Annotated in this window: 25 protein-coding genes; 10 read left to right on the top strand and 15 right to left on the bottom strand. The window is 67.3% G+C overall.

Annotated elements, in window-relative coordinates:
- The first annotated feature begins 21 nt into the window (after positions 1 to 21).
- Complete coding sequence (locus tag FQV39_RS27710) at positions 22 to 1191, top strand: alpha-hydroxy acid oxidase (protein ID WP_149133232.1); 1170 nt, start codon at positions 22 to 24, stop codon at positions 1189 to 1191.
- 167 nt (positions 1192 to 1358) lie between these two features.
- Positions 1359 to 1922 (top strand): class I SAM-dependent methyltransferase, encoded by a 564-nt coding sequence (locus FQV39_RS27705; RefSeq protein ID WP_349238569.1) that lies wholly within the window; start codon positions 1359 to 1361, stop codon positions 1920 to 1922.
- Between the two features lie 253 nt (positions 1923 to 2175).
- Here FQV39_RS27705 and ettA read toward each other — a convergent pair whose 3' ends face one another.
- Positions 2176 to 3828 (bottom strand): energy-dependent translational throttle protein EttA, encoded by a 1653-nt coding sequence (gene ettA / locus FQV39_RS27700; RefSeq protein WP_149133230.1) that lies wholly within the window; start codon positions 3826 to 3828, stop codon positions 2176 to 2178.
- A gap of 163 nt (positions 3829 to 3991) precedes the next feature.
- On the opposite strand from ettA, the gene FQV39_RS27695 reads away from it, so the two are divergent.
- Positions 3992 to 4537, top strand: a complete 546-nt coding sequence (locus FQV39_RS27695) for a hypothetical protein (protein ID WP_149133229.1) — start codon at positions 3992 to 3994, stop codon at positions 4535 to 4537.
- A 113-nt stretch (positions 4538 to 4650) separates the two neighbouring features.
- Positions 4651 to 5460 (top strand): MBL fold metallo-hydrolase, encoded by an 810-nt coding sequence (locus tag FQV39_RS27690; RefSeq protein WP_149133228.1) that lies wholly within the window; start codon positions 4651 to 4653, stop codon positions 5458 to 5460.
- Positions 5461 to 5582: 122 nt separating this feature from the next.
- Here the strand turns inward: FQV39_RS27690 and FQV39_RS27685 are convergent, their stop codons facing one another.
- On the bottom strand, positions 5583 to 6323 hold the full coding sequence (locus FQV39_RS27685) for a 3-oxoacyl-ACP reductase family protein (protein ID WP_149133227.1): 741 nt from the start codon (positions 6321 to 6323) through the stop codon (positions 5583 to 5585).
- A gap of 105 nt (positions 6324 to 6428) precedes the next feature.
- On the opposite strand from FQV39_RS27685, the gene FQV39_RS27680 reads away from it, so the two are divergent.
- Together FQV39_RS27680 and FQV39_RS27675 are read left to right on the top strand one after the other, a co-directional pair.
- Entirely contained in the window at positions 6429 to 7052 is a 624-nt protein-coding gene (locus FQV39_RS27680) for a TetR/AcrR family transcriptional regulator (protein ID WP_349238568.1), read from the top strand.
- 93 nt (positions 7053 to 7145) lie between these two features.
- Positions 7146 to 7463 carry a hypothetical protein gene (locus FQV39_RS27675; protein WP_149133226.1) on the top strand — a complete coding sequence of 106 codons (318 nt, stop codon included), beginning with the start codon at positions 7146 to 7148 and terminating at the stop codon, positions 7461 to 7463.
- A gap of 9 nt (positions 7464 to 7472) precedes the next feature.
- On the opposite strand, the gene FQV39_RS27670 is transcribed toward FQV39_RS27675, so the two are convergent.
- Together FQV39_RS27670 and FQV39_RS27665 are read right to left on the bottom strand one after the other, a co-directional pair.
- Positions 7473 to 9287 carry a monovalent cation:proton antiporter-2 (CPA2) family protein gene (locus FQV39_RS27670; RefSeq protein ID WP_149133225.1) on the bottom strand — a complete coding sequence of 605 codons (1815 nt, stop codon included), beginning with the start codon at positions 9285 to 9287 and terminating at the stop codon, positions 7473 to 7475.
- A gap of 147 nt (positions 9288 to 9434) precedes the next feature.
- The gene (locus tag FQV39_RS27665) at positions 9435 to 10445 is read right to left on the bottom strand and encodes an aldo/keto reductase (RefSeq protein ID WP_149133224.1); all 1011 of its coding nucleotides are present in this window, start codon (positions 10443 to 10445) and stop codon (positions 9435 to 9437) included.
- Positions 10446 to 10601: 156 nt separating this feature from the next.
- Here FQV39_RS27665 and fliK point away from each other — a divergent pair, with 156 nt between their 5' ends.
- From fliK to mog, 4 genes are all read left to right on the top strand, one after another.
- The gene (fliK, locus tag FQV39_RS27660; RefSeq protein ID WP_149133223.1) at positions 10602 to 12209 is read left to right on the top strand and encodes a flagellar hook-length control protein FliK; all 1608 of its coding nucleotides are present in this window, start codon (positions 10602 to 10604) and stop codon (positions 12207 to 12209) included.
- Complete coding sequence (locus tag FQV39_RS27655) at positions 12206 to 12496, top strand: EscU/YscU/HrcU family type III secretion system export apparatus switch protein (protein ID WP_149133222.1); 291 nt, start codon at positions 12206 to 12208, stop codon at positions 12494 to 12496. Before fliK ends, FQV39_RS27655 begins: the two co-directional genes overlap by 4 nt.
- Entirely contained in the window at positions 12493 to 13656 is a 1164-nt protein-coding gene (locus FQV39_RS27650; protein ID WP_149133221.1) for a GNAT family N-acetyltransferase, read from the top strand. Before FQV39_RS27655 ends, FQV39_RS27650 begins: the two co-directional genes overlap by 4 nt.
- A 73-nt stretch (positions 13657 to 13729) precedes the next feature.
- Complete coding sequence (gene mog, locus FQV39_RS27645; RefSeq protein ID WP_149133220.1) at positions 13730 to 14263, top strand: molybdopterin adenylyltransferase; 534 nt, start codon at positions 13730 to 13732, stop codon at positions 14261 to 14263.
- Between the two features lie 172 nt (positions 14264 to 14435).
- Here mog and FQV39_RS27640 read toward each other — a convergent pair whose 3' ends face one another.
- From FQV39_RS27640 to FQV39_RS27590, 11 genes are all read right to left on the bottom strand, one after another.
- The gene (locus FQV39_RS27640; protein ID WP_149133219.1) at positions 14436 to 15002 is read right to left on the bottom strand and encodes a glutathione peroxidase; all 567 of its coding nucleotides are present in this window, start codon (positions 15000 to 15002) and stop codon (positions 14436 to 14438) included.
- A gap of 103 nt (positions 15003 to 15105) precedes the next feature.
- Positions 15106 to 15492 carry a response regulator gene (locus tag FQV39_RS27635; RefSeq protein ID WP_089174559.1) on the bottom strand — a complete coding sequence of 129 codons (387 nt, stop codon included), beginning with the start codon at positions 15490 to 15492 and terminating at the stop codon, positions 15106 to 15108.
- A gap of 11 nt (positions 15493 to 15503) precedes the next feature.
- The gene (gene cheB / locus FQV39_RS27630) at positions 15504 to 16592 is read right to left on the bottom strand and encodes a chemotaxis-specific protein-glutamate methyltransferase CheB (RefSeq protein WP_149133218.1); all 1089 of its coding nucleotides are present in this window, start codon (positions 16590 to 16592) and stop codon (positions 15504 to 15506) included.
- Complete coding sequence (locus FQV39_RS27625) at positions 16592 to 17185, bottom strand: chemoreceptor glutamine deamidase CheD (RefSeq protein ID WP_149133217.1); 594 nt, start codon at positions 17183 to 17185, stop codon at positions 16592 to 16594. The genes cheB and FQV39_RS27625 overlap by 1 nt, the downstream gene beginning before the upstream one ends.
- Positions 17182 to 18060 (bottom strand): CheR family methyltransferase, encoded by an 879-nt coding sequence (locus FQV39_RS27620; RefSeq protein WP_248313160.1) that lies wholly within the window; start codon positions 18058 to 18060, stop codon positions 17182 to 17184. Before FQV39_RS27620 ends, FQV39_RS27625 begins: the two co-directional genes overlap by 4 nt.
- Positions 18061 to 18063: 3 nt before the next feature.
- The gene (locus FQV39_RS27615) at positions 18064 to 19881 is read right to left on the bottom strand and encodes a methyl-accepting chemotaxis protein (protein ID WP_149133216.1); all 1818 of its coding nucleotides are present in this window, start codon (positions 19879 to 19881) and stop codon (positions 18064 to 18066) included.
- A gap of 65 nt (positions 19882 to 19946) precedes the next feature.
- Positions 19947 to 20459 carry a chemotaxis protein CheW gene (locus tag FQV39_RS27610; RefSeq protein ID WP_149133215.1) on the bottom strand — a complete coding sequence of 171 codons (513 nt, stop codon included), beginning with the start codon at positions 20457 to 20459 and terminating at the stop codon, positions 19947 to 19949.
- A complete protein-coding gene (locus FQV39_RS27605; protein WP_149133214.1) occupies positions 20456 to 22789 on the bottom strand; it encodes a chemotaxis protein CheA in 2334 nt (777 codons plus the stop codon). Before FQV39_RS27605 ends, FQV39_RS27610 begins: the two co-directional genes overlap by 4 nt.
- Positions 22790 to 22799: 10 nt before the next feature.
- Positions 22800 to 23159, bottom strand: coding sequence for a response regulator (locus tag FQV39_RS27600; protein ID WP_149133213.1), 360 nt, complete (start codon positions 23157 to 23159; stop codon positions 22800 to 22802).
- Positions 23160 to 23164: 5 nt separating this feature from the next.
- Positions 23165 to 23470, bottom strand: a complete 306-nt coding sequence (locus FQV39_RS27595) for an STAS domain-containing protein (RefSeq protein WP_187640080.1) — start codon at positions 23468 to 23470, stop codon at positions 23165 to 23167.
- A gap of 99 nt (positions 23471 to 23569) precedes the next feature.
- Positions 23570 to 24037: a response regulator gene (locus FQV39_RS27590; RefSeq protein WP_149133211.1), complete on the bottom strand. Its 468-nt coding sequence runs from the start codon at positions 24035 to 24037 to the stop codon at positions 23570 to 23572.
- Between the last annotated feature and the right edge of the window lie 19 nt (positions 24038 to 24056).

Below are 24056 nucleotides of genomic sequence, written 5' to 3'. Positions count from 1 at the left end.
TAGCGAACGGCGAGACGAGATATGGCCCAGCCCCTGACCATCGAAGACCTGCGCCTTCTGGCCAAGCGCCGCGTGCCGCGCATGTTCTACGATTACGCCGATTCCGGCGCCTGGACCGAGGGCACCTATCGCGCGAACGAGACCGACTTCGCCAAGATCAAGCTGCGCCAGCGCGTCGCCGTCGACATGACCAACCGCTCGCTGGCTTCCGAGATGATCGGGCAGCCGGTCTCGATGCCGGTCGCGCTCGCGCCCACCGGCCTCACCGGCATGCAGCACGCCGATGGCGAGATTCTCGCCGCCCGCGCCGCCGCCAAGGCCGGAGTGCCCTTCACCCTCTCGACCATGAGCATCTGCTCGATCGAGGACGTGGCGAACCACACCCAGGCGCCGTTCTGGTTCCAGCTCTACGTGATGAAGGACCGCGACTTCATTTCCCGGCTGATCCAGCGCGCCAAGAAAGCGGGCTGCTCGGCACTGGTGCTGACGCTCGACCTGCAGATCCTCGGCCAGCGCCACAAGGACATCCGCAACGGCCTCTCCGCCCCGCCGAAGCCAACCGTGGCCAACCTGATCAACCTCGCCTTCAAGCCGCGCTGGTGCATGAAGATGCTGGACACGCCGCGACGGCAGTTCGGCAACATCGTCGGCCATGTCACCGGCGTCGCCGACATGTCCTCGCTCTCCTCCTGGACCGCCAGCCAGTTCGATCCACAGCTCAACTGGGACGATGTGCAGTGGATCAAGGACCAGTGGGGCGGCAAGCTGATCCTCAAGGGCATCCTCGACCCTGAGGACGCCGAGATGGCGGCCAAGAGCGGCGCCGACGCGCTGATCGTCTCCAACCATGGCGGCCGCCAGCTCGACGGCGCGCTGTCCTCGATCGAGGCCCTGCCCGGCATCGTCGAGCAGGTCGGCGGCCGCATCGAGGTGCTGTTCGACGGCGGCATCCGCTCGGGCCAGGATGTGCTGAAGGCGATCGCGCTTGGCGCCAAGGGCACCTTCATCGGTCGCGCCTTCCTCTACGGCCTTGGCGCCATGGGCGAGCCGGGCGTCACCGCCGCGCTCGACATCATCCGCAAGGAGATGGACGTCACCATGGCGCTCTGCGGCCTGCGCGACATCAAGGATGTCGACGAGGGCATCCTGGTGGGCGGCCGCGCGGGAGCGATCAAGCGGCTGGCGGGCTGACAGAACGGCCGTCCGCCGCGGCCGTTTCCGTTCGACAACGCCGCGATGCCGGTTCCCGGCATCTACCGGAGGACGCTGCACGGGAGACCACCATGTTCCGCGCCATGAACGACGCGCGCTTTTGGGACCGCATCGCACGCAAATACGCTGCCGATCCGGTTGCCGATATGGCCGGCTATGAGCGCACGCTCGAGCGGACACGGCATTACCTCAGCGGCGGCGACACGGCATTCGAGTTCGGATGCGGCACCGGAACGACGGCGCTCAAACTCGCGCCCTTCCTCGCGCGCATCGTGGCGACCGACATATCCGGCAACATGATCGCCATCGCGCGGGAAAGAGCCGAGGCCGGACACCACGCCAACGTCGTCTTCGAGGTTGGCACCCCCGATGCGGCGCCCTGGCCGGACGAAACCTTCGATGTCGCGCTCGGCTTCAACGTCCTGCATCTGGTGGCCGCCCGCGAAGCGGCGCTGAGCGGCGTGCACCGGCTGTTGAAACCCGGCGGGCTGTTCATCTCCAAGACCCCTTGTCTCAAGGAGATGAATCCGATCGTGCGCATCGCGGTGCCCGTCATGCAGGCCTTCGGCAAGGCGCCCTATGTGGCGTCCTTGTCCGCAGGAGAGCTGGAGCGCACGATAGCCGCGGCGGGCTTCGAGATCATCGAACGCGGCCAACACGCCTCGCGCGGCCGGGACGCGCGGCCATTCCTCGTGGCACGGAAACGTTGAAGGCTCAGAGTCATTGACCGGCGCCGGAACCCGGCAGGCCCTTCGTCTTCACCATCGCGGAGTGCGGTTTCATCCTCCCGATGGCGGGTCAAGCCCGGGGTGACGGTGGTTCCGTAAAAGTCAGCGAACTCTAGAGAGCGACTTCCACCCACATCTGCTGTTCGCTCCGCCGGATGGCAGCCTCATATTGCCCAAGCAAAAAGCCCCGCGGCAGGATCGCTGCCGCGGGGCTTTCAAGTCCGAAATCAGCGCCTCAGCGCGTGAACTTCTTGTACTGAATCCGCTTCGGGATGGTGGAGTCGATGCCGAGGCGGCGCTTCTTGTCCTCCTCGTACTCGGCGAAGTTGCCCTCGAACCACTCGACATGGCTGTCGCCCTCGAAGGCGAGGATGTGGGTCGCGATGCGGTCGAGGAACCAGCGATCGTGGCTGATGATCACGGCGCAGCCGGCATAATCCTCCAGCGCCTCTTCGAGCGCGCGCAGCGTGTCGACGTCGAGATCGTTGGTCGGTTCGTCGAGGAGGAGGACGTTGGCGCCGCTCTTCAGCATCTTGGCGAGGTGGACGCGGTTGCGCTCACCGCCCGAGAGCGAGCCGACCTTCTTCTGCTGGTCGCCGCCCTTGAAGTTGAAGGCCGAGCAATAGGCGCGGGAGTTGATCTCCTTCTTGCCGAGATAGATGATGTCGTTGCCGCCCGAGATCTCCTCCCAGACATTCTTCTTGTCGTCGAGCGAGTCGCGGCTCTGGTCGACATAGCCGAGCTGGACGCTCTCGCCGATCTTGATCGAGCCCCCATCCGGCTTCTCCACGCCGGTGATCATCTTGAACAGCGTCGTCTTGCCGGCGCCGTTGGGACCGATCACGCCGACGATGCCGCCCGGCGGCAGCTTGAAGGACAGCCCGTCGATCAGGAGCTTGTCCTGGAAGCCCTTCGACAGGTCCTCGAAATCGACGACATTATTGCCGAGCCGCTCTGCGATCGGGATGATGATCTGGGCGGTGTCCGGCCCCTTGTTCGAGGCCTTCTGCACCAGCTCGTCATAGCGTTGGATGCGGGCCTTGCTCTTGGCCTGCCGCGCCTTTGGCGAGGCGGCCATCCACTCCGCTTCGCGCTCCAGCGTCTTCTGGCGCGAAGCGTCCTCGCGGCCTTCCTGCGCGAGGCGCTTCTGCTTCTGCACCGACCAGGCCGAGTAGTTGCCCTCATAGGGAATGCCCTGGCCGCGATCGAGCTCGAGGATCCAGCTCGTGACGTTGTCGAGGAAGTAGCGATCGTGGGTGACGATCAGGATCGCGCCCGGATAGGTCCTGAGGTGCCCTTCCAGCCAGGCGGTGGTCTCGGCGTCGAGATGGTTGGTCGGCTCGTCGAGCAGCAGCAATTCGGGCTGCTCCAGCAGGAGCTTGCACATGGCGACGCGGCGGCGCTCGCCGCCCGAGAGCTTGTCGACCTGCCAGTCATCCGGCGGGCAGCGCAGCGCGTCCATCGCCTGGTCGACCTTGGAGTCGAGATCCCACAGCCCCTTGGCCTCGATCTCGTCCTGGAGATTGGTCATCTCGTCGGCGGTCTCGTCCGAATAATTCATGGCGAGCTCGTTGTAGCGGTCGAGGATCGCCTTCTGCGGTGCGACGCCGAGCATGACGTTCTCGCGGACCGTCAGGCTCTCGTCGAGCTTCGGCTCCTGCGGCAGATAGCCGACGCGCGCGCCGTCGGCGACCCAGGCCTCGCCGGTCCATTCCTTGTCGAAGCCGGCCATGATCTTGAGCAGCGTCGACTTACCGGCGCCGTTGACGCCGAGCACGCCGATCTTGGCATCCGGATAGAAGGAGAGGTGGATGTTGTTCAGGACCTGCTTGCCGCCCGGATAGGTCTTGGACAGGCCGCGCATATGGTAGATGAACTGGCGGGACATGAGGCGAGCGGGCTCCGCTTTCAGGCGCTTGGCGACACGGGATGTCGGGAAATCTGGCCGCTATGTAGCGAGCGGCAGCCCGCGCCGCAACCGCATCGGGCGGATTGCCGACCGTGGGGCAGTCCTGAACAATGCGGGTTTTCCCCGGCCAGGGCCATCCGACATGCCAGAGCAGAACGGCAAGGCGACGATCGAGTTGAGACTGCGCGACGGCGCGCAGCTCTTCAACACGCTTGACCCCTTCCCCTTTCGCGAGGGGGACATCGCCGCCGATGCCGAGGCGTACATCGTCGATTGGGCGCGCGACCTACCCAAGGACGAACCGATCGCGATCGTGATTCATCTCGAAAGACCTGACGCCGCCGACAAGCCAGTGCCCGATCTCACCACAGCGATCACGAGCTGGTTCGCCGGCCGGGCGAAGACCGAGACCCATGCCCTGCGCGAGCTGTTTCGCGACGGCCGTCTGGCCTTCGCCATCGGCTTCGTCGGGCTTGCCGCCTGCCTGTTTCTCAGTTGGCTGCTGACACAGGGCCTTGAAGGCCCCTTCGCGCGCCTCTTCCAGGAAAGCCTGGTCATCATCGGCTGGGTCGTGATCTGGCGCCCGGCGGAGATGTTTCTCTACGACTGGGTGCCGATCCTGCGCCGCAGGAAGCTCTACCGCCGCCTCGCCGAGGCGAATGTTGAGGTCAGATTGCCCCAACAGTGAAATGGTGTCGCAGGCCGCATCCCGGCGGCTCAGTTCACGAAATCGCCAGAGCGCTTCCAACGGCCCCGCATTTGCCTGATCGTCACAGGCAATGGGAAAGCAGGAGCCGTTCGATGAATTGGTCGAGCCCCTTCGCAGCGCTGGCTTTCGTTGTCGCCACGATCGTCGGTTTCATCCCCGCGCCCGCCCGCGCCCAATCCAACGAGCCGGGCTGCCGCCCGGAGATGGCGCGCCTTGACCTGCCGATCCAGCGCGTGCAACTGGCAAAGGACGAGGTCAGGCTCACCTTCGTCGGCCACGCCACCTTCCTGATCGAAACGCCGGGCGGCGTGAAGATCGCGACCGACTACAACGACTATGTCCGCCCGCCGGTGACGCCTGACATCGCCACGATGAACAAGGCGCATTCGACGCATAACTCCCGCAATCCCGATCCCGCCATCAAACGCGTCCTGCCCGGCTGGGATCCGTCGGGACAAGGCGCGGCCAGGCATGACGTCACGCTGGGCGACGTCCGCGTCCGCAACGTGCCGACCAATATCCGCAGCTATGACGGCGGCACCGATTTCGACGGCAACTCGATCTTCGTCTTCGAGATCGGCGATCTCTGCGTCGCCCATCTCGGCCATCTGCACCATCCGCTCGAACCCGGCCATCTGCGCGCGCTCGGCCGGGTCGATGTCGTGCTCTTCCCGGTGGACGGCAGCTACACCCTCGACCAGGAAGGCATGCTGGAGGTGCTGAAGGCGATCCAGGCCCGGGTGATGATCCCGATGCATTTCTTTGGCGGCGGCACGCTCAACCGCTTCCTCGCCCGCACGCAGGATCTCTGGCCGGTCGAGCGGCGCGAGCAGCCGACGATCACGCTGAGCAAGGCCACGCTGCCGGCGACCCCCACCATGATCGTTCTGCCCGGACACTGAGTGATCGAGTTGCCGGAACCATGCCGTCATTCTCGGGCTTGACCCGAGAATCTCAGACCGGAGGAGGCTCCAGAGTTACCTGGTCATGAGATGCTCGGGTCAAGTCCGAGCATGACGGCTCCTCAGGTGTTGACGCCGCCATCGACGGCAAAGCCCGCGCCGGTGATGAAGCGCCCTTCCTCGCTGGCGAGATAGGCCACGGCCCCGGCGATATCCTCCGGCTTGCCATAGGCGGGAATGGCCATGCGCGCGAGCTGCGCCTCGGCGCCCGGGCCATTGGCCGGGTTCATGTCCGTGTCGGTCGAGCCGGGATGGACGATGTTGACGGTGATGCCGCGCGGGCCGAGATCGCGCGCCAGCCCCTTGGTGAAGCCGATCAGCGCCGCCTTGCTCATCGCATAGAGCGTGATGTTCGGCTCCACGACCCGGTCGGCGAGGCAGGAGCCGATCGAGATGATCCGCCCGCCCTTGCCGAGATGCGCGGCAGCCGCCTGCGAGGCCAGCACCACCGAGCGGATATTGACGGCGATCGTCGTATCGATATCGGCCAGGCTCCAATCCGCGACGGGGCCGCCGCGATAGATGCCCGCATTGTTCACGAGGATGTCGAGGCCGCCGAGCGCCTTCGCAGCCTCGTCGACCGAGCGTTTCACGGCGGCGGGATCGGCGCTGTCGGCAGCGATGGCGACGCCCTTGCGCCCGAGTGCCTCGATCGCCTTCACGACCTCGGCCGCCTTGTCGGCGGAACGTTCATAGGTGAGCGCGACATCGGCTCCTTCGGTGGCGAGCCGTTTGGTGATGGCGGCACCGATTCCGCGGCTGCCACCGGTGACGAGGGCGCGCTTTCCAGCAAGGCGGGACATGGCAAACTCCATTTGTGTGGTGATCGATACATAAATAGGTGACGCGCTTGCCTCATGCCGTCAAGGGAAATACATAATGATCAGCACAGAAATTTCGGGGGCGAGATGACGATGGCGGAGCGAGGGCGCCCGCGCAGCTTCGACCGGCAGTTCGCGCTGGAGCGCGCCATGGAGGTGTTCTGGGATCGCGGCTATCACGCCGCCTCGATGAACGACCTTACCGAGGCGATGGGGATCAATTCGCCGAGCCTCTATGCGGCCTTCGGCAGCAAGGAAGCGCTTTACCGGGAGGCCGTCGCGCATTTCGCCGCGACCGAGAGCGACGACATCCTCGCGCCGCTGCAGAACGCGCCGACCGCACGTGAGGCGATCGAAGGCTATCTCATGGCCAGCGCGAGAACCTTCACCCGGCCCGGCCGCCCGCCCGGCTGCATGGTCGTGCTCTCGGCGGTCAACGCAGTCGGCGTCGGCGAGGAGACCAGTCGCATCCTGCGTGAGATGCGCGCCGGCAGCGTCGCCATGATCGAGGAACGGCTGAAGCGGGCCATCGCGGAAGGCGAACTGCCCGCCTCGCTCGATCTCCAGGCAATCGCCAGCTATTACGTCACCGTTCAGCAGGGCATGTCGATCCAGGCCCGTGACGGTGCCTCCCGCACGATGCTGGAAGCGATCGTGCATGGCGCCATGGCGGCATGGGACAGCCTGACCCGGCCGCGCGCTGTAGCCTGATCCTTCGCGTTAACGCCTCGCTGAGGCTGATCCGAGGCTTTGCTTGCCCTTGCGGCAGATCGCGACATCCTGCCCGCAACCGGGAGATCGCCCATGCGCCGCCTTGCCGCCGTCGCCTGCCTGTTCGCTGCCGCCACCCTCCTGCCCGTTCAGGCAGAGGCTGCCCGTTTCCGTGGCGGCCGTAGCAGCGCCGCCACCAAGACCAGCCGCAGCATCATCATCGTCCCCGGCGCGGCCGCCGCCAATCGCGCGCAGGCGGCGGAGGCCAGCAAGCCCGAGCGGGTGCCCTTCCCGCCGTCCAGCACACCGCGCGAGGAACCCGTTCTGCTGCGCCTGACCGCCAACGAAGGCAATCAGAAGCCCTGGTGCCGGACCGAGGTGGTGGTCGGCGGCTTCTGCATCATGAACTGACGCTGGCGCTCAGGATTCACCACCGATGTCGTCCGGCAGATTAGCCGGGATCTGGCCGGGCCGCTTCGGCTTGGTCAGCGGCGTCGGGGTCGGCGCGTTGCTCCGGAGCAGCTCCCGCCCGGAATAGAGATCGCCTGCCAGCTGCAGATCGAAGCGCTCGTCGTCGCGCCGGCGGACATCCGCCTCGATCGCCTCGGCCTCGTCCGCGGGAACGCCGAGGCATTTCAGCAGCGCCGTGCCGAAGACCATCGCCGATTCGAAGGTCTCGCGGATCTGATACTCGACCCCGACATGGACCAGGTCGAGCGCATGGCCGCGGTCATAGGCCCGCACGAACAGCTTGGCATGAGCGAACTCGGCCTGCACCAGCCGCACGATCGCGTCCGCGGTCTGGCGCCTGTCGACGCAGACCACGATCACCTCGGCCCGCTCGGCGCCCGCGGCGTGCAGGATGTCGCGCCGCGTTCCGTCGCCATAATAGAGCTTGAAGCCGAATTGCGACGCGGCCCGGATCATCTCGACGTCGAAATCGATGATCGAGACGCTGATGCCACGGGCGAGCAGCGCCTGGCTCGCAACCTGGCCGAAGCGGCCGAAGCCGACGATCAGCGCCTGCCCCTTCAGCCCATCCGCCACCTCGATGCCGTCGAGATCGGTCGGGGGCGCCGGCAGGAAGCGGTCGAGCGCGATCGCCAATAGTGGCGTCAGCGCCATCGAGATGATCACGGTGCCGCTGGCGATGGCGGTAATGCGCGGATCGAAGATGCCGGCGGCGAAAGCGGCGGCATAAAGCACGAAGGCGAATTCGCCGCCTTGCGAGAACAGGGCGACGCGCGTGATCGCCTCGCGCCAGTCCGAGCCGAAGAGCTTGGCGACGATGAAGATACCGAGCGCCTTGACCGCCATGAAGCCGATCACGGCCACCAGGACGAGATGCCATTCGCGCGCCACGACGGCGAGATCGAGCGACATGCCGACGGCGAGGAAGAAGAGCCCAAGCAGGATGCCGCGGAACGGCTCGATATCCGCCTCCAGCTGATGGCGGAAGGTGGACTCCGAGAGGAGCACGCCGGCCAGGAAGGCCCCCATCGCCATCGACAGGCCGCCGAGCTGCATGGCGAGCGCCGAGCCGAGCACGACGAGCAGCGCCGCGGCGGTCATCACCTCCCGCGCCTCGGCGGCCGCCAGCACGCGGAACATCGGGTTGAGCAGCCAGCGCCCGGCCGCGATCAGCCCGCCGAGCGCGCCCGCGGCAATGGCGAAGGAGACCCAGGCCTGCTCGCTGCCGCCCTGCTGCGGCGACAGGAGCGCGACGATGGCGAGCAGCGGCACGATGGCGAGGTCTTCGAGCAGCAGGATCGAGACCGCCTTCTGGCCCTGGGGCGTCGAGGTCTCGCCGCGCTCGTTCAGCATCTGCATGACCACGGCCGTCGAGGACAAAACGAAGCCCATCGCCGCAATGAAGGCGACCTTGGCAGCGAGGCCACCGGCCATGCCGAACAGCGTCAGCAGGAAGCCACAGGCGAGGACCTGCGCGATGCCGAGGCCGAAGATGCTGCTTCTCAGGCCCCAGAGTCGCGAGGGCTGCATCTCCAGCCCGATCACGAACAGGAACATCACCACGCCAAATTCGGCGATGTGCAGGATGCCTTCAGGATTTGAAAACAGGCCAATGCCGAAGGGGCCGATCACGATGCCCGCGCCGAAATAGCCGAGCACGGAGCCGAGCCCGAGCTTGCGGAAGACCGGCACCGCCACGACACCGGCGCCGAGCAGCGCCACGACCTTCACGAGGTCGCTCGTCAATCCTGCCTCGGCCGCCATTTGCCCTCCTTCGCGGCGGGCTCGCTGCGGCCCGCCGTTCAAACTAGCGGGCGCGCCAACTGTTCAACAAGGCAAGTGTTCAACAGGGCAAGTGTTTAACAGGGACGGAGAGAGAGCAACGCTCGCGCATGCCCCGCCCGGGCGGCGCTAGCCCGACCGGCTGATCCGCCCTTCAAGCGGATAGGCCGGATCGGAATAGCCCGGCGTCGAGGGGTGGCCCGGCGGCACGAGGCTGTCGACGAGCGCCTCGTCCTCCTTGTCGAATCCGGCGTCGAGCGCCGCAAGATAGGCCTGCCATTGCTCGAAGGTGCGCGGCCCGGCGATCGCGGCCGTGACGAAGGCGTTGTTCAGTACCCAGCACACCGCGAACTGGATCGGCGTCAGCCCCTTCTTCGCTGCATGCTCCTTGAGCGCCTGGGCGATGACGAGGCTCTCCTCGCGCCATTCCGCCTGCATGATCCGCCGGTCGCCGCGCCCGGCGCGGGTGTCTTCGGCGGGCGCCTCGCCGGGCGCATATTTCGCCGTCAGCACGCCGCGCGCCAGCGGCGAATAGGAGGCGACGCCGAGCCCGAAATAGCCGCAGGCCGGCAGATGCTCGACCTCGGGCATGCGATTCATCACGTTGTAATAGGGCTGGCTGACGACTGGCCGGTCGATGCCGAGCTCGTCGCAGAGCCTGCAGATCTCCGCCAGCCGCCAGGCGCGATAGTTCGAGACGCCGAAATGCCGAATCTTGCCCTGGCGGACGAGATCGGCGAGCGCGTGCACCGTCTCCTCCAGCGGCGTCTGATGGTCCTCCTTGTGGAGGTAATAGATATCGATCGTCTCGGTGCCGAGCCGGCGCAGGCTGTCCTCGCAGGCGCGCATCATCCAGCGACGCGACAGCCCGCCGCTCATCGGCCCCGGCCTCATCGCATTCGCCACCTTGGTCGCCAGCACCCAGTCGTAGCGATTGGCGGCGATGGCGCGGCCGGTGACCTCTTCCGAGCGCCCCTCGTTGTAGACATCGGCCGTGTCGATGAAGTTGATGCCCGCCTCGCGGGCACTGTCGACGATCCGGCGCGAGGTCTCCTCATCCGTCTGGCCGCCGAACATCATCGTGCCCAGGCATAGCGGCGAGACCTTGAGGCCGGAGCGGCCGAGGCGGCGATAATCCATGGCGGTCATCCTTCGGATCGAGGAGGGCCGAGCCTGCCGCAGCCCTCCCCACGACACCAGAGGCGCAGGCGCAAACGCGCCCTGCGCGACGCGGCCAACGGCAAGGAAACGCTTAATCTTTCGTGACAGGATGAGCCGTCGTCACATGGCAGCCAGATGAACCTCGCCCAGCTCGTCAAGAGCCAGACCTTTGCCACCCTGCTGCAGGCGCTCGAAGCGGCGGGCGAGCTGACGGCTGGCCGGACGGTGCAGGCCAGGCTGCTCTCTCTGGAGACGGACGGCACGGCAACCGCCATGATCGGCGACAGCAAGGTCGCCCTCGTGCTGGCCGGCCCGCAGGCGAAGCAGGCGGAGCTGCAGCCCGGAGCCACGCTGCTGCTACGGCTCGACCCGCCCGAGCAACCCGGCGGCGATCTGCGCGCCACCCTGGTCGAAGTGCGTCCGCCCGCGGCCTCGCCCTCAAGCCCGGCAGCCTCGCAAGCAGCGATCACAGGTCCGAGCCCGCGGCCGGACATGCCGCTACCGGCCGGTAACCCGCCTTCCACCACTCAGGTACCGGCCCCGGCTCCCACGCCTTTGCCGTCATCCACCAGCCAGTCGCCGCTTTCTGTGCCGTTGGCTGCTCCTGCCCATGCGATTGTTCCATCCGCGGGCAATGCGCTTGCCGCCTCTGCGCTCGTTTCGTCTGCCGGCGTGGCCGCGCAGCCCGGAGCGCCTTCGGCACCGCCCCCGGCTGGCCCTGCCATTCCAAATCCCACCGCGGCGCGGATGCTTGCCGGGCCGCTGCTCGGCTCCGTGCTGCAGAGACAGGACAGCCTCGCTCCGCTCTTCGCCAATCTGCGCGGCCTGGCGCAGGGCTCGATCGCGCTGACCTTGCCGAAACCCCTGCTGTCGGCCATCGACCGCGTGCTGGCCCAAGCCATACCGGCCGAGCGTCAGCCGGTCACGGCGCAGCGCCTGAAGGAGGCGTTCCAGAGCTCAGGTCTGTTCGCGGAGGCTCGCCAGACAGCCGGGGCGCCCGCTCCGAGGCAGGGCGATCTCAAGATCGGCCTCCAGGCGCTGCGCGAGACATTGCTGCCGATCATCGAGAGCCTGTCGCCCGGGCCGAAGGCAAGCCTGCAGGAACGCGCGGCAGCAGTGCTCGCGGCCGACCGGCCATCCGACAGCCTGCCGGGCGGCACGTCGGACAATGCCAACCGCGCTGCTCCGCCGCGGCGTGACGGCCCGCTGCTGCCACAGGCGGCAACCGAGCCAACATTATCTCCAGGCGAGAAGCCGCTCGCCATCGCGGAGACCCTGCTCGATCAGACCGACGCGGCGCTCGATCGCATCAAGCTCAGCCAATACGCCTCGCTGCCTCTGGATCAAACGCGACAGGACAGCAGCCAGCCCGCGCAGCGCTGGCTCGCCGAGATCCCGCTCGCCTTCCAGCACGGCACCGCGATCCTGCCGCTGCAAGTCGAGCGCGAAGCCCCGCGGCGGGATGTTCAAGGCGTGAGCCCGCCGCTCTGGCGGATTCGCTTCGCCCTCGATGTCGAGCCGATGGGGCCGTTGCAAGGCGTCGTGACCCTGCAGGGACGCGATGTCGGCGTGACGCTCTGGGCCGAGCGCGAGGAAACCAGTCATCTCCTGCGCGGCGCAGCGCCCGGCCTCGAAAGCGCCTTGCTCCACGCCGATTTCGCCAGCGGCGCCGTCGACATCCATACCGGCCAGCCCCGTGTGATGCAGCCGACGGCCGGCCAGTTCCTGGACCGCCTGTCATGAGCGCACAGCCGCCCCGCATCGCCGTCGCACTCGAATATGACGGGCAAGGCGCGCCGCGCGTCACCGCCAAGGGGCGTGGCGAGCTGGCGGAACGCATCGTCGAGACCGGGCGCGAACATGATGTCGCCATCCAACAGAACGCCATCCTCGCCCAGGCGCTCTCGGCCGTCGAACTCGACGACGAGATTCCGGAGGAGCTCTACCGCGCAACGGCTCAGGTGATCGCCTTCGTGCTGTCGCTGCGCGGCGAATTGCGTCGGCTGAACCGCGACGGCCATCGACTTTGAACAGCATCGTCGTCAGGCGCATCGGCCCGGCCGCTTATGCGGAGCTGGGACCGGCTTTCGCGGAGCTCGCCCGCCATGCGCTCGAGCCCAATCCGCATATGGCGCCGGCTGCCGTCACCGCCGCGACCCTGCTCGTCCCCGCTGACGAGATCATCGTGCTCTGCGCCTGGTTCAGCGAGGCGCTCGACTTCGAACGGCTGGTTGGTGTCTGGGCCTTCCGGCGCGAGCAGGGCTGGCGCAGCGGCTTTGCCGGCACCCTCGCTTCCCCGCTCGTGCCGCTCTACGAAGTCTCCTCGCATCCAGTGCTCGACCACGACCACGCAGCGGAGACGGCACGGGCGCTGATGCGCTACCTCCTTGCCTCACGCGACCTGCCGCATGGGCTTCTGCTGCCGCTGCTGCCGCTCGACGGCCCTTGTTATGCCATCCTTTCGGAAGCCTGCCGCCAGACGGGCAGCCAGATCTCGCTCTACGAGCGCTGGATCCGGCCGGTGATGATCCCTCAGCCCGGCGACGATATGGAGCGCTATCTGCGACGCTCCCTCGGCTCCGGTTACAAGAAGCGGATGCAGCAGTTCCGGGCGGTGGCGAAGCATGGCGCGCTGACCTTCCGCCGCAGCCGCGGCCGCGCGGCGCTCGACGCCCTCGACGTCTTCCTCACGCTCGAAGCCTCGGGCTGGAAGGGCGAGGCCGGGACGGCGATCGCCTGCCTGCCGGCGGATGCCGCCTATATCCGCCGGATGGCCGAGCTCTTCGCCGGCGCAGACGCGCTGCAGATCGATACTCTGCTGCTCGACGGGCAGGTGCTCGCCATGGGCCTGCTCATCGAAAGCGGCGACCGCCGCCACTTCCTCAAGATCGCCTATGACGAAGCGCAGGCGCGCCATTCCCCCGGCCGCACCCTGACGATCGCGATGCTGCAGGCCGATCTTGCCGGCACACCGCCCGCCTTCTTCGACAGCGGTGCTGGCGAAGGCGTCGATGCCGGCACCTATGCCTGGGGCGAGCGCCGCGAGATGGCCAACGCCATCATCCGCATCGGCCCCGGCCGACCCGGCGCAGCGCAGTTCGCGGCCCTCAGCCGGATGTGGCTGCGGCGCCTGCGGGAGGCGGCGAAGGCGCGCTCGGCAGCTGTGCCAAGCCCTCGCGGCAAGGCGTGAGCGCGTAGCGAAGCGCGCTTGACCGCCCTTCCCGCTCGCCGATAGAGCCGGAGCGCTACGCAGGAGACACCCGATGACTGCAACCGCCCGGATTGGAATTGTCACCGTCTCGGACCGGGCCTCGGCCGGCATCTATGCCGACGAAGGGGGCCCGGCGATCCGCGACTACATGGCGAAGGTGCTGACCTCTCCCTGGGAAGCGGTCGAGCGCGTCATCCCCGACGACCGCAAGCTCATCGCCGAGACCTTGACCGAGCTTACCGATCGCGAGGGCTGCTGCCTCGTCGTCACCACCGGCGGCACCGGCCCCGCCCCGCGCGACGTCACGCCGGAAGCGACAGAAGATGTGATCGAGAAGCCGATGCCGGGCTTTGGCGAGCTGATGCGCCAGGTCAGCCTCGCCAAGGTGCCGACCGCGATCCTCTCGCGCCAGACAGCCGGGATTCGCGGCAAGACCCTGATCGTCAACCTGCCGGGCCGCCCGCGCGCCATCGCCGAATGCCTCGACGCGGTGATGCCGGCGATCCCCTACTGCATCGACCTGATCGAAGGGCCTTATCTGGAAACCGACCCGGCGGTCATCGCCGCGTTCCGGCCGAAGAAGTGAGGCCGAAGGAGCTTTCCGTCATGCTCGGGCTTGACCCGAGCATCTCCTGCCGAAAGAGGCTCCGGCGCCTCGTTCTTCCGGAGATTCTCGGGTCTGCGCTTCGCTTCGCCCGAGAATGACGCCCTCGCCAAAACCCGGAATGACGGCGCTGTGCTCGCTGGAACCGCTGAACTCAGCCCGCCTGCAATTCCCGCCCGATCGCCTGGACGAGCTGCGGGGAGAGTGGATCGGTCGCCGCCGGGAAGCCGCCGATCAGCGTGCCGTCGCGGCCGATCAGGTATTTGTGGAAGTTCCAGCGCGGCGCCTCGGCCGGTCGCTGCGCTGCCGCCCAGCGATAGAAGGGATGAGCCTCGGGCCCGCGCACGACGGTCTTCTCTGCGAAGGCGTAAGTCGCGCCATAGCTGTCATGGGCAGCCTCGGCGATGGCCGCGCCGTCCAACGGCTCCTGCCCGCCGAAATCATTGCTGGGCACGGCGACGAGCATCATTCCGCGCGTCTGATAGCGCTGCCAGAGCTGTTCCAGCGTCGCCATCTGCCCGGCATAGCCGCAGCGTGTCGCCGTATTGACGACGAGGATCGGCCGATCGCGATAGTCTGACAGTGCAAGCCGCCCGCCGCCGGGCCGGTCGAAGCCGAAGGCGTGCGCTCCCGCAAGCGATTGCGCCAGAGCCTCACGCGACATGAGGCCCGCTGCCATCGCGGCTGTTCCAGCAAGCAATTCCCGGCGCGACACGCTCATGGCGCTTCTCCCTGCGATCCGACGCGCCGATCATGCCGCAAAGCAAAAAGCCCCGCAGCCGGTCGGCGCAGGGATTCGCTTCACGATGACGAGACCGGCTGCCTCAGCAGGCGAGAACCTTCTTCACCCGCACTTCGAGGTCGCGCAGCTCGTAGGGCTTCACGACATAATGGTCGGCGCCGTTGCTGGTCGCCTCGTCCATCTTGTCGACCGAACGCTCCGAGGTCGCCATGATGATCTTGATCTGGTTGAGTTCCGGCACGGAGCGGATGGCGCGCAGCAGGTCGATGCCGCTCATGCCCTCCATGTTCCAGTCGAGCAGCAGGAGATCGTAGCGCTTCTGCTGCATCTTCATCAGCGCTTCGCGGGCGTTCTCCGCCTCGTCGATGTCCTGAAACTCGATCTGCTTCAGGAAATAGGTCGCCAGACCGCGCATGCTCTTCTGGTCGTCGACCACCAGGATGCGGAACTCGCTTCTGGCCTTTGACATAACTTTGCTCCTTACGCGCTCCGCAGATTCGGGCGCTCGCCGATCAGCTGCCCGACCGCCGCGCCGATCTGGCTGAGCGGAACGACCCTGTCGGCGGCTCCCATCTCGAAGGCCGCTTTCGGCATCCCGTTTACCACGCAGGTCTCACCACTTTGGATTAACGTCTCGGCGCCTGCTTTGCGCATAGCTAACAAACCGTCAGCGCCGTCGCGGCCCATGCCCGTGAGCAGGATGCCGACCGCATGCGAGCCCAGGCTGCGCGCCACCGAATGGAACATGACGTCGACCGAGGGCGAGTGGCCGCTGACGAGCGGCCCCTCCTTCAGGACGCAGACGAGCTCGCCGCGCCGCTCCTCGATTTCGAGATGGCGCAAGCCCCCCGGCGCCACCACGGCCATGCCCGGCCGCAACCGGTCACCATCCACCGCCTCGCGGACATCGAGCCCCGTCGCCGTCGCGAGCCTTGCCGCGAACTTCGCCGTGTAGCCCGGCGGCATGTGCTGCACCACGACGATCGGCAGCCTGAGATGGGCGAGATCGCGCATCACCGTCTGCACGGCCGGCACGCCGCCGGTCGAGGCGCCGATCGCGATCAGCGAGGTCTTGCCGGCGCGCGCCAGCTCCTTCGGGCGCGCCGGGGCGGCGATCTGCGCCATCTGGCGGGCGGCGGCGATCATCTTGCGGCTCGCTGCAGCGCGCTGCAGCGCCGCGACGAGATGCTTCATGAAGCCTTCGAGCGTGTGCGTCGTGCCGTCCGGCTTCTCGATGAAGTCGATGGCGCCGAGCTCGAGCGCCTGGATCGTGTTGTCGGCGCCCGGCCCGCCAAAGGCCGAGACGATCAGCACCGGGAGCGGATCCTGCTTCAGCACCCGTGCCAGCAGCTTGAGACCGTGCCGGCCGGGTAATTCGAGATCGAGCGTCACGACATCGGGCCGCAATTCCTGGATGGCGTCCCAGCCCTCCTCGGCGCTGCCGGCGACGCCGATCACCTTGAAGCCCGGCGCAGAGTCGATGATCTGCGTCATCAGCTTCTGCATCAGGATGGAATCGTCGACGACGAGAACCTTGACCGGCGCTGCAGAGGACGTCGGCATGCTCATCACCAGACCTCCACTTCACCAGCCACAGGCTGGCTCTTGAGCCGGTTGAGATAGGCGATTTCCTGCTCGTGGCCGCTGTCGCGCGCCGTCGGCTGGACATGCTGCACCCAGGCCCGGCCCGTCGAGGGCTGGTAGTGAATGCGCCGCGAGCGCGTGCCGCCGACATCCCGCGAGACGACGGGAATGCCCTCGACCTTCAAGAATTCGTTGACGAAGGCGATATTGCCGTCGCCGATCGCCAGCATCGTGGCGCCGGAGAGCACGCGAGCGCCGCCGAAGACCTTGGCCTCGAAATTGCTGCGCTTGGCACCGCGCTTGAGCAGGTCGTTGATCAGCACCTCCATCGCCGTATCGCCATAGCGCTCGCCGGCGCTGGTATCGGCGCCGCCATTGTTCTTCGGCAGGAGGAAATGGTTGAGGCCGCCGACGCCGGCCACCGGATCGCGCATGCAGACCGAGACGCAGGAGCCGAGGACCGTCGCGACGATCTCGTCCTTGGCGGAGGTGATCTCGTGCTCGCCGGGCGCGACGGTGATGATCGTCGCCTCGAAGCGGGGATCGAAATAGCGGCGGGAGGACCGGGAAACGCTCATGCTGTCCTCTCGTAGATAGTCCGGCCGATCAGGCGCAGATGCGGGTGCGGCTGCGGCAGCGATTCCGAATGGCCGAGATAGAGGAAGCCGCCGGGCGACAAGAGCGCCACGAACCGATCGAGGATCGAGGCCTTGGTCTGCGTGTCGAAATAGATGAAGACATTGCGGCAGAAGATCACGTCGAACGGCCCGCTCATCGGCCATTTCTCGATGAGATTCAGTCGCTTGAAGGCGATCAGCCGGCGCAGATCCTCGCTGATCCGGGCTTCGCCTCGTCCCGCTCCACTCTCCAGCTTGAGCAATGGCTTCACATCGGCGGGCAGGCGCTCGAACAGCTCCGCCGGATAGATGCCGGCCTCGGCCCGTACCAGGATGTCGGTGTCGATGTCGGTCGCCAGGATCTTGAAGTCGAGATCGCTGCGCGCGCCCATCACCTCGCGGCAGGAGGCCGCAATCGAGTAGGGTTCCTCGCCTGAAGAACAGGCCGAGGACCAGATGCGGATGCGCCCGCGCCGGCCCGCCCGCTCCTGCAGCAGCCGCGGCATCACCTCCTTGCGCAGGTGATCGAAATGGTGGCGCTCGCGGAAGAAGGCGGTGTGGTTCGTCGTCACCGCATTGATCAGCTCGGGCAGCTCGCCCGCCGCCTGCGGCGTCTTCAGGAAGGCGCAGTATTCGGCGACGGAGCCCATGCCGAGCGCCTTGACGCGGCGCGCCAGGCGGCCGCGGGTCATCGCTTCCTTGTGCTCGCGGATGACGATGCCGGCCTGCTCATAGACCAGCGCCGCGATGAACTTCATGTCGTCGCGCGTCAGGGTGATGTCGGCCATGGCCGGCTGGAGCGGCGCCATGCTGGGGATCGATACCGGTCTGGACATGCCTCAGCCCCCCATCCGTGCGCCGGCGGCGAAACGGCGCGACGGTGCCTGGGGCGCGATGCGCGGTTCGGCCGGAATCGGAGCGGGCGATGCGCGGCGCGCGCGCGGAGGCTCGATCCGCGCCGCCACGGCGGCAGGACGGAACGCTTCCACGATCTCGCTCAGCGTCGCAACCTGATCGGCGAGCTCGCCGGCCACCTCGACGCCGCGTCCGGCCAGTTCGGCATTCTGCCGGATACCCTTGTCCACCTGCGCCACGCTGCGACTCATCCCTCCCATGCCGCGCGCCTGCTCGGCGCTCACGGCAGAAATCTCGGCGACCGTCTCGGAAACCTTGCTCACCGCGGCGACGATGCGGCCGAGCGTCTCGCCCGTCTCGCGCACGAGGCCGACGCCCTCGGCAACCTGGCCGTTCGAGGTCGCGATCAGTCCCTTGATGTCCTTCGCTGCCTGGGCCGAGCGCTGCGCCAGCGACCGCACCTCCGAGGCGACCACGGCGAAACCCTTGCCGGCATCGCCGGCGCGCGCCGCTTCGACCGCCGCGTTCAGCGCCAGCAGATTGGTCTGGAAGGCGATCTCGTCGATCACCCCGACGATCTCGGCAATGCGCAGCGAGGAACTTTCGATCCGCTCGATCGCGCCGACCGCCTTGGCGACCACGTTCCGGCCTTCCTGGGCCACGCCCATGGTCGTGCCCGCGAGCTCACTGGCCTCGCGCGAACGCTCATGGCTCCGTCCGACCGAGGCCGCGATTTCGACCGCCGCTCCCGATGTCTCACCCAGCTCGATCGCAACCTTCTCGGTCCGCGCAGCAAGGTCGGTCGCGATGCTGTTCACGTCGATGGCGACGTGGCAGACGGAGCCGGCCGTCGCGCGGATCATTTCGATCCGCTCCGCGAGCAGGCCGAGCGCCTGGTTGAGCTCGTGCTGGAGCCGCCCCAGTCGGCCCGAGTGGCGGCCGCCCATCCGGTGGGTCAGGTCGCCTTCCGACAGTGCCTCGACCACCGCGTCGATATCGGCGAAAGCCTCATCAAGCTGCCCGTTGATCCGGTTCATGCCCTCGGCGATCCGGGCCACGGTTTCGGATTTGCCCTGCGGAGCGATCCGCCGCGAGAAATCGCCTTCGGCGGCCGCATCGATCAGTTGCGAGACTTCTTTGGCGACGGCCAGCTCGTCGGTCAGCTCGTGCCAATCCACTGCCGTCCCGAGGCTGCGCCCGTCGGCAGCCTCGATGGCCGTCAGCGTCAGGCAGACGATCCGCCGGCCGAGCGTCAGGCGAACGGAGGGGCCGGTCGCAAGGCGGGGCTCGGCCCGCACGCGCTCCATCACGCGCCCGAGCATGTCCTTGGCCGAGCAGCCCGGAAAGGCGGCGCGGAAATCCTCCTGCGCCTCGGCGAAGAAGCGCAGCAGCCCCTTGCTGGCATAGATGACCCGGCCTTGGGGATCGCAGATCATGACATTGGCGCGGCCATGATCGAGCGCGGAGCGCAGCCGGACAGCTTCCTGCGCTCGATCCTGCAAGCTGGCGAGCGCCCGCGACAGCTCTGCGGCTTCATGGCTTCCGCCAGCCTCCGGCAGAGCCAGATCGCCGTCCTCCGCCAGACGCGGCGCAACCCGCGAGAGGCTGGCGACGGAGCGGCTAGCGCCCCAGGCGGCGAGCCCGCCGAGTAGCGCCACGGCCGAGACGGCGAGAGCCCCTATGACGGGAGCTCCGGACGCAGCCGTGTAATAGGCGAGCCCGCCGGCAAGCGCCGCAGAGCCGGCCGCGGTCAGCGGCTGGCTGACCGAGAGTCGCGAAAGGGGGCCGAGCGCGCTGCCCATAGGTCCTGTCGTTTCTTGTTCTGGCCCGCTTGGACGCTACGCTCGGGCGATAGGCTACAAGGTATTCAGGCGGCGCGGCTGGTCTTGAGCTGCGCTTCGCCGCCACCGTCGCGGATGACCGCCGCCAGATCGAGCAGCGCCACGATATCGCTGTCGAGCAGGACGAGGCCTTCGATCAGGCCGTGCTCGTCGCGCTCCAGATCCGGCGCCGGGCGCACGGCCGAAACCGGCACGTCGACGATGTCCGAGACCGAGTCGACCAGGAGGCCCGCCGTCTTGTCCTCGACGTCGACGACGACGATGACATGGGTGGCGGAGGCGTCGGTGACGCCCATGCCGATCGCGGTGCGCAGGTCGTAGACCGCGAGGATGACGCCGCGCAGGTTGAGCACGCCGCGCACATGCGGCGCCGCATGCGGCAGCGGCGTCGTCGCCTGCCAGCCCTTGATCTCGCGGACCATGCCGACATCGATGCCGAAGGTGCGGTCGCCGACCTTGAAGGTGACGATCCGACGCGCCGCCGCTTCCGGCTGCGCAGACGAGAAGTGCTTTTCGCCGAGTTGGAGGGTCATGGTCATCCAGCCATCTTGAGATCTGACACGGGAGGCCGGCCGCCGGACGCGGCGAGCCGCAGCATGGAGTCGATATCCAGGATCAGGGCGACGAGGCCGTCGCCGAGGATCGTCGCCGCCGAGGCGCCGTTGACGGTGCCGTAATTCGCCTCGAGGCTCTTCACGACCACCTGCTGCTGGCCGACGATCTCGTCGACCGCGATGCCGACATTGTTGCCACGCTCAGTCTCGGCGATGATCACGATGTTCTCGTTGGTCGTGCCGGTCGAGCCCATGACCTCGCCGAGGCGATAGAGCGGCGTCACCTCGCCGCGCCAGCGCAGCACCTCCTGGCCGAAGGGCAGCCGTTCGATCGGCGTCGAGGCAAGGTGCTGCGTCTCGATGACCGAGGCGATCGGGATGACGTAGCGGTCGTCGCCGCAGCGGATCACCATGCCTTCGAGCACGGCGAGCGTCAGCGGTAGCGCCAGCGTGAACTTGCAGCCGCGACCCGGCTCGGAATCGACGCTGATGCGGCCGCCGAGCGACTCGACGTTGCGGCGCACCACGTCCATGCCGACGCCGCGGCCGGAAATGTCGCTGACCTGCTCGGCCGTCGAGAGGCCGGCGGCGAAGATGAGCTGGTCGATCTCCTCCGGCGCAAGCTTCTCGTCGGCGCCGACGAGGCCGCGCGAACGGGCCTTGGCCAGCAGCCGATCGCGGTTGATGCCGCGCCCGTCATCCGTGACGGAGATGACGATGCGGCCGGCGCGATGCTCGGCGATCAGCTTGATCGTGCCCTCGCGCGGCTTGCCCGCATCAGTGCGCTCGTCCGGTGTCTCCAGCCCATGATCCATCGAGTTGCGGATCATGTGGGTGAGCGGATCGGCGAGTTCCTCGATGATCGTCTTGTCGACCTCGGTATTCTCGCCTTCGAGCACGAGGCGCACTTCCTTGCCGAGCGTCTGCGCAAGCTCGCGCACAAGCCGCGGCATGCGCTGGAACACCGCCTTCACCGGCTGGGCGCGCACCGCCATGACATGGTCCTGCAATTCGCGCGTCTGACGCGACAGGGTCAGGATGCCTTCGGCGGTCTTGGCGTAGACGTCATAGGGCAATGAGCGCACGCATTCGACCAGCATGGACTGGGTGATGACGATCTCGCCGACCAGGTTCATCAGCTTGTCGATGCGGTCGAGATCGACGCGCACGCTGACGGCTTGGCGCTGACGCGCCGACTGATCGTTGGCCGGAGACCGCGGCGCCGTGCGGATGGCGGCTGGCGCTTCGGCGACGGGTGCAACGACGGCAGGGGCGACCGGCGGCAGTGCCGGCGCGGGAGCAACCTCGGGCTGGCTCGCCGCCTCAGGCGCCGGGCCGAGCTTGGCCAGGATCGCCGAGAGATCGGCAGCGACCGAGCTTGGAACCTCGGAGGCTTCCGCAGCCGGCTCGGCGGGGGGAGCCGCTTCGGCAACGGAGGCGGATTCGAGCGTCTCGATCTCGAATTCCTCATTCGCCAGGCTGAAGTCGAAGCGCCCGTGCAGTTCCTCGACCGACAATTCGGTGCGCAGGTCGACCTCGAAGCGCATCCAGCAATCGGTGACGTCGAGGGTTTCGAGCGACGGTACCTGGCTGAGATCGCAGCGGATCGCGACGACATCGTCGGCCGGCAGGGAGCCGAGCACCACGCGCGGCTCGATCACGCGGCGGAACAGGTCGTTCTCCGGCGTGATGCGCAGGCGCAGATCCCGTCCCGGCTTCTCGGCGGCGGGCGCGGGCGCAGGCACTACGACTGGCTCGTCGTCCCAGCCGTCATCGACGGGCTGGACGGGCGCCGCGGTTTTCGCCTCGACCATCGCGAGGAGGTTGCCGAGCGCGGCGATGCCGGGAGGCGCGTCATTGTGGGTGGCCGCGGCAGCGGGCGCGGGAATAGCGACCGGAGCAGGCTCGGGAACGGGTGCAGGGGCTTGCGCCACCGGTTCCTTGCCGACCTGCTCGAGCGCTGCCAGCAGATCCGGGCGCTCGGTCGCGGGCTCGTCGTTGCGCGCGGCTGCGACCAGATCGGCCACCGCATCCGAGCAGCGCAGGAACAGGGTGAAGGGCGCATCCTCGATGGCGACGCGGCCGGACCTCAGATGGTCGAGCGAGGCCTCGAAGACATGCGCGAAGCCGACCAGCTCGGTGCAGCCGAAAGCCCCTGCCCCACCCTTGATCGAATGGATGGCGCGGAAGGCCGCGTTGACATCCTCAGGATCGCTGGAGCCCTCGTCGAGCGCCTGGAGCTTCAGCTCCAGCGCTCCGAGAAGCTCTTCGCATTCCTGGAAGAAGGTCTGCTTGAGTTCTGCCAACGGATCCATCGGCCGGCCTTCAGTTCTGGTAGCGCGCGACGAGGCCGAGCAGCGTGTTGGGCTCGAAAGGCTTGACCATCCAGGCGCTGGCGCCGGCGCGGCGTCCTTCCGCCTTGATCTCGGCGCCGTTCTCCGTGGTCAGCACGATGATCGGCGTGTTCTGCCCGGCGGGCCGCGAGCGGCAGGCGCGGGTGAATTCGATGCCATCCATGATCGGCATGTTGAGGTCGGTGATGACGAGATCGGGCTTGAACTGGTCGAACTTGCTCAGCCCGTCCTCGCCGTTCTCGGCCTCGGTCACTTCATGGCCGGCATTGCGCAGCGTCAGGCTGAGCAGGCTCAGCAGGGTCTTGGTATCGTCAATGGCCAGGATTTTCATGCCTGTCACTCCAGAACGAGAGCGCTGTGAGCGGCATCGAAGCCGATCGCCCGCAAGGATTCGCGGCACTCCGACGAGGCCGCCTTGAGCGTGACCGAAAGCCCCCGCGCCCTGGCGCTGGCGGCTGCGGAATGAAGGAGCTGGATCCAGAGGCTCGGCAGCGGCCCGGCTTCGGCGCATTCGACGGCGACGCTTTCCTTCTGCTCCAGCGCGACGAGCAACTGGTTGCGGAACGTCGCGGCCTCGGAACGGCCGAGGAAGGGCGGAAGCGAGACGGTGATGACCATGAAGGGCGACCCAGGATTGCCCACGGAGCATCACAACAAACTGGTAAAAACTTCGCTAAATGGCGCGAGGCCCGTCAATACTCGTGACGCTTTCGCCACAATTGCGCGGCGACGCGCCCCGGCTCAGAACATGTTGTTGCTGATGGCGCGGGGCACCAGCGTGATCTTGCCGTTCGCCTCCCGGTATTTCCGGGGCATGTTGATGATGCCCGACATATGCAGCCAGAGGTTGTTGGGCGAGATCGGCTTGGTGATGATCTCGTGCGCGCCGAGCTTCGCCGCCTGGACGATCGAGCGCCGGTCGGGCCGTTCCATCATCACCAGCACCGGCGCCTTGGCGAAGGGCGAGGTCTTGAACGAGCGGATCGCGGCCAGGCATTTCACGCTGCCGCCATCCGGCAGATCCCAGTCCAGAATGACGATGTTCGGCTGCTTCTGGATGAAGGTCGTCGCGGCCGAGGACAGGTCCGGCGCCTCGAAGATGCGGTTGAGCTGTGTCTGGTATAGCATCGTGCGGATGATCCGCCGATAGTGCGGGCTCGGGTCGATGAGCAGCACCGACAGGTTCGGGAAGGTTGGCGCAATATGCATGGCGCTCGCTCGGGTACTC

Source organism: Bosea sp. F3-2, from assembly GCF_008253865.1.
In the GTDB taxonomy this organism is placed as follows: domain Bacteria; phylum Pseudomonadota; class Alphaproteobacteria; order Rhizobiales; family Beijerinckiaceae; genus Allobosea.
This window is presented reverse-complemented; position numbering and strand designations above follow the sequence as displayed.

Coding starts and splice junctions, on each gene's coding strand:
- FQV39_RS27635 (WP_089174559.1), bottom strand. CDS start 15,492: ATGTCAAAGGCCAGAAGCGAGTTCCGCATCCTGGTGGTCGACGACCAG.
- FQV39_RS27680 (WP_349238568.1), top strand. CDS start 6,429: ATGACGATGGCGGAGCGAGGGCGCCCGCGCAGCTTCGACCGGCAGTTC.
- FQV39_RS27675 (WP_149133226.1), top strand. CDS start 7,146: ATGCGCCGCCTTGCCGCCGTCGCCTGCCTGTTCGCTGCCGCCACCCTC.
- FQV39_RS27615 (WP_149133216.1), bottom strand. CDS start 19,881: ATGGGCAGCGCGCTCGGCCCCCTTTCGCGACTCTCGGTCAGCCAGCCG.
- ettA (WP_149133230.1), bottom strand. CDS start 3,828: ATGTCCCGCCAGTTCATCTACCATATGCGCGGCCTGTCCAAGACCTAT.
- FQV39_RS27665 (WP_149133224.1), bottom strand. CDS start 10,445: ATGGATTATCGCCGCCTCGGCCGCTCCGGCCTCAAGGTCTCGCCGCTA.
- cheB (WP_149133218.1), bottom strand. CDS start 16,592: ATGAGCATGCCGACGTCCTCTGCAGCGCCGGTCAAGGTTCTCGTCGTC.
- fliK (WP_149133223.1), top strand. CDS start 10,602: ATGAACCTCGCCCAGCTCGTCAAGAGCCAGACCTTTGCCACCCTGCTG.
- mog (WP_149133220.1), top strand. CDS start 13,730: ATGACTGCAACCGCCCGGATTGGAATTGTCACCGTCTCGGACCGGGCC.
- FQV39_RS27690 (WP_149133228.1), top strand. CDS start 4,651: ATGAATTGGTCGAGCCCCTTCGCAGCGCTGGCTTTCGTTGTCGCCACG.
- FQV39_RS27605 (WP_149133214.1), bottom strand. CDS start 22,789: ATGGATCCGTTGGCAGAACTCAAGCAGACCTTCTTCCAGGAATGCGAA.
- FQV39_RS27710 (WP_149133232.1), top strand. CDS start 22: ATGGCCCAGCCCCTGACCATCGAAGACCTGCGCCTTCTGGCCAAGCGC.
- FQV39_RS27705 (WP_349238569.1), top strand. CDS start 1,359: ATGGCCGGCTATGAGCGCACGCTCGAGCGGACACGGCATTACCTCAGC.
- FQV39_RS27655 (WP_149133222.1), top strand. CDS start 12,206: ATGAGCGCACAGCCGCCCCGCATCGCCGTCGCACTCGAATATGACGGG.
- FQV39_RS27620 (WP_248313160.1), bottom strand. CDS start 18,060: ATGTCCAGACCGGTATCGATCCCCAGCATGGCGCCGCTCCAGCCGGCC.
- FQV39_RS27610 (WP_149133215.1), bottom strand. CDS start 20,459: ATGACCATGACCCTCCAACTCGGCGAAAAGCACTTCTCGTCTGCGCAG.
- FQV39_RS27670 (WP_149133225.1), bottom strand. CDS start 9,287: ATGGCGGCCGAGGCAGGATTGACGAGCGACCTCGTGAAGGTCGTGGCG.
- FQV39_RS27695 (WP_149133229.1), top strand. CDS start 3,992: ATGCCAGAGCAGAACGGCAAGGCGACGATCGAGTTGAGACTGCGCGAC.
- FQV39_RS27685 (WP_149133227.1), bottom strand. CDS start 6,323: ATGTCCCGCCTTGCTGGAAAGCGCGCCCTCGTCACCGGTGGCAGCCGC.
- FQV39_RS27640 (WP_149133219.1), bottom strand. CDS start 15,002: ATGAGCGTGTCGCGCCGGGAATTGCTTGCTGGAACAGCCGCGATGGCA.
- FQV39_RS27600 (WP_149133213.1), bottom strand. CDS start 23,159: ATGAAAATCCTGGCCATTGACGATACCAAGACCCTGCTGAGCCTGCTC.
- FQV39_RS27590 (WP_149133211.1), bottom strand. CDS start 24,037: ATGCATATTGCGCCAACCTTCCCGAACCTGTCGGTGCTGCTCATCGAC.
- FQV39_RS27625 (WP_149133217.1), bottom strand. CDS start 17,185: ATGAGCGTTTCCCGGTCCTCCCGCCGCTATTTCGATCCCCGCTTCGAG.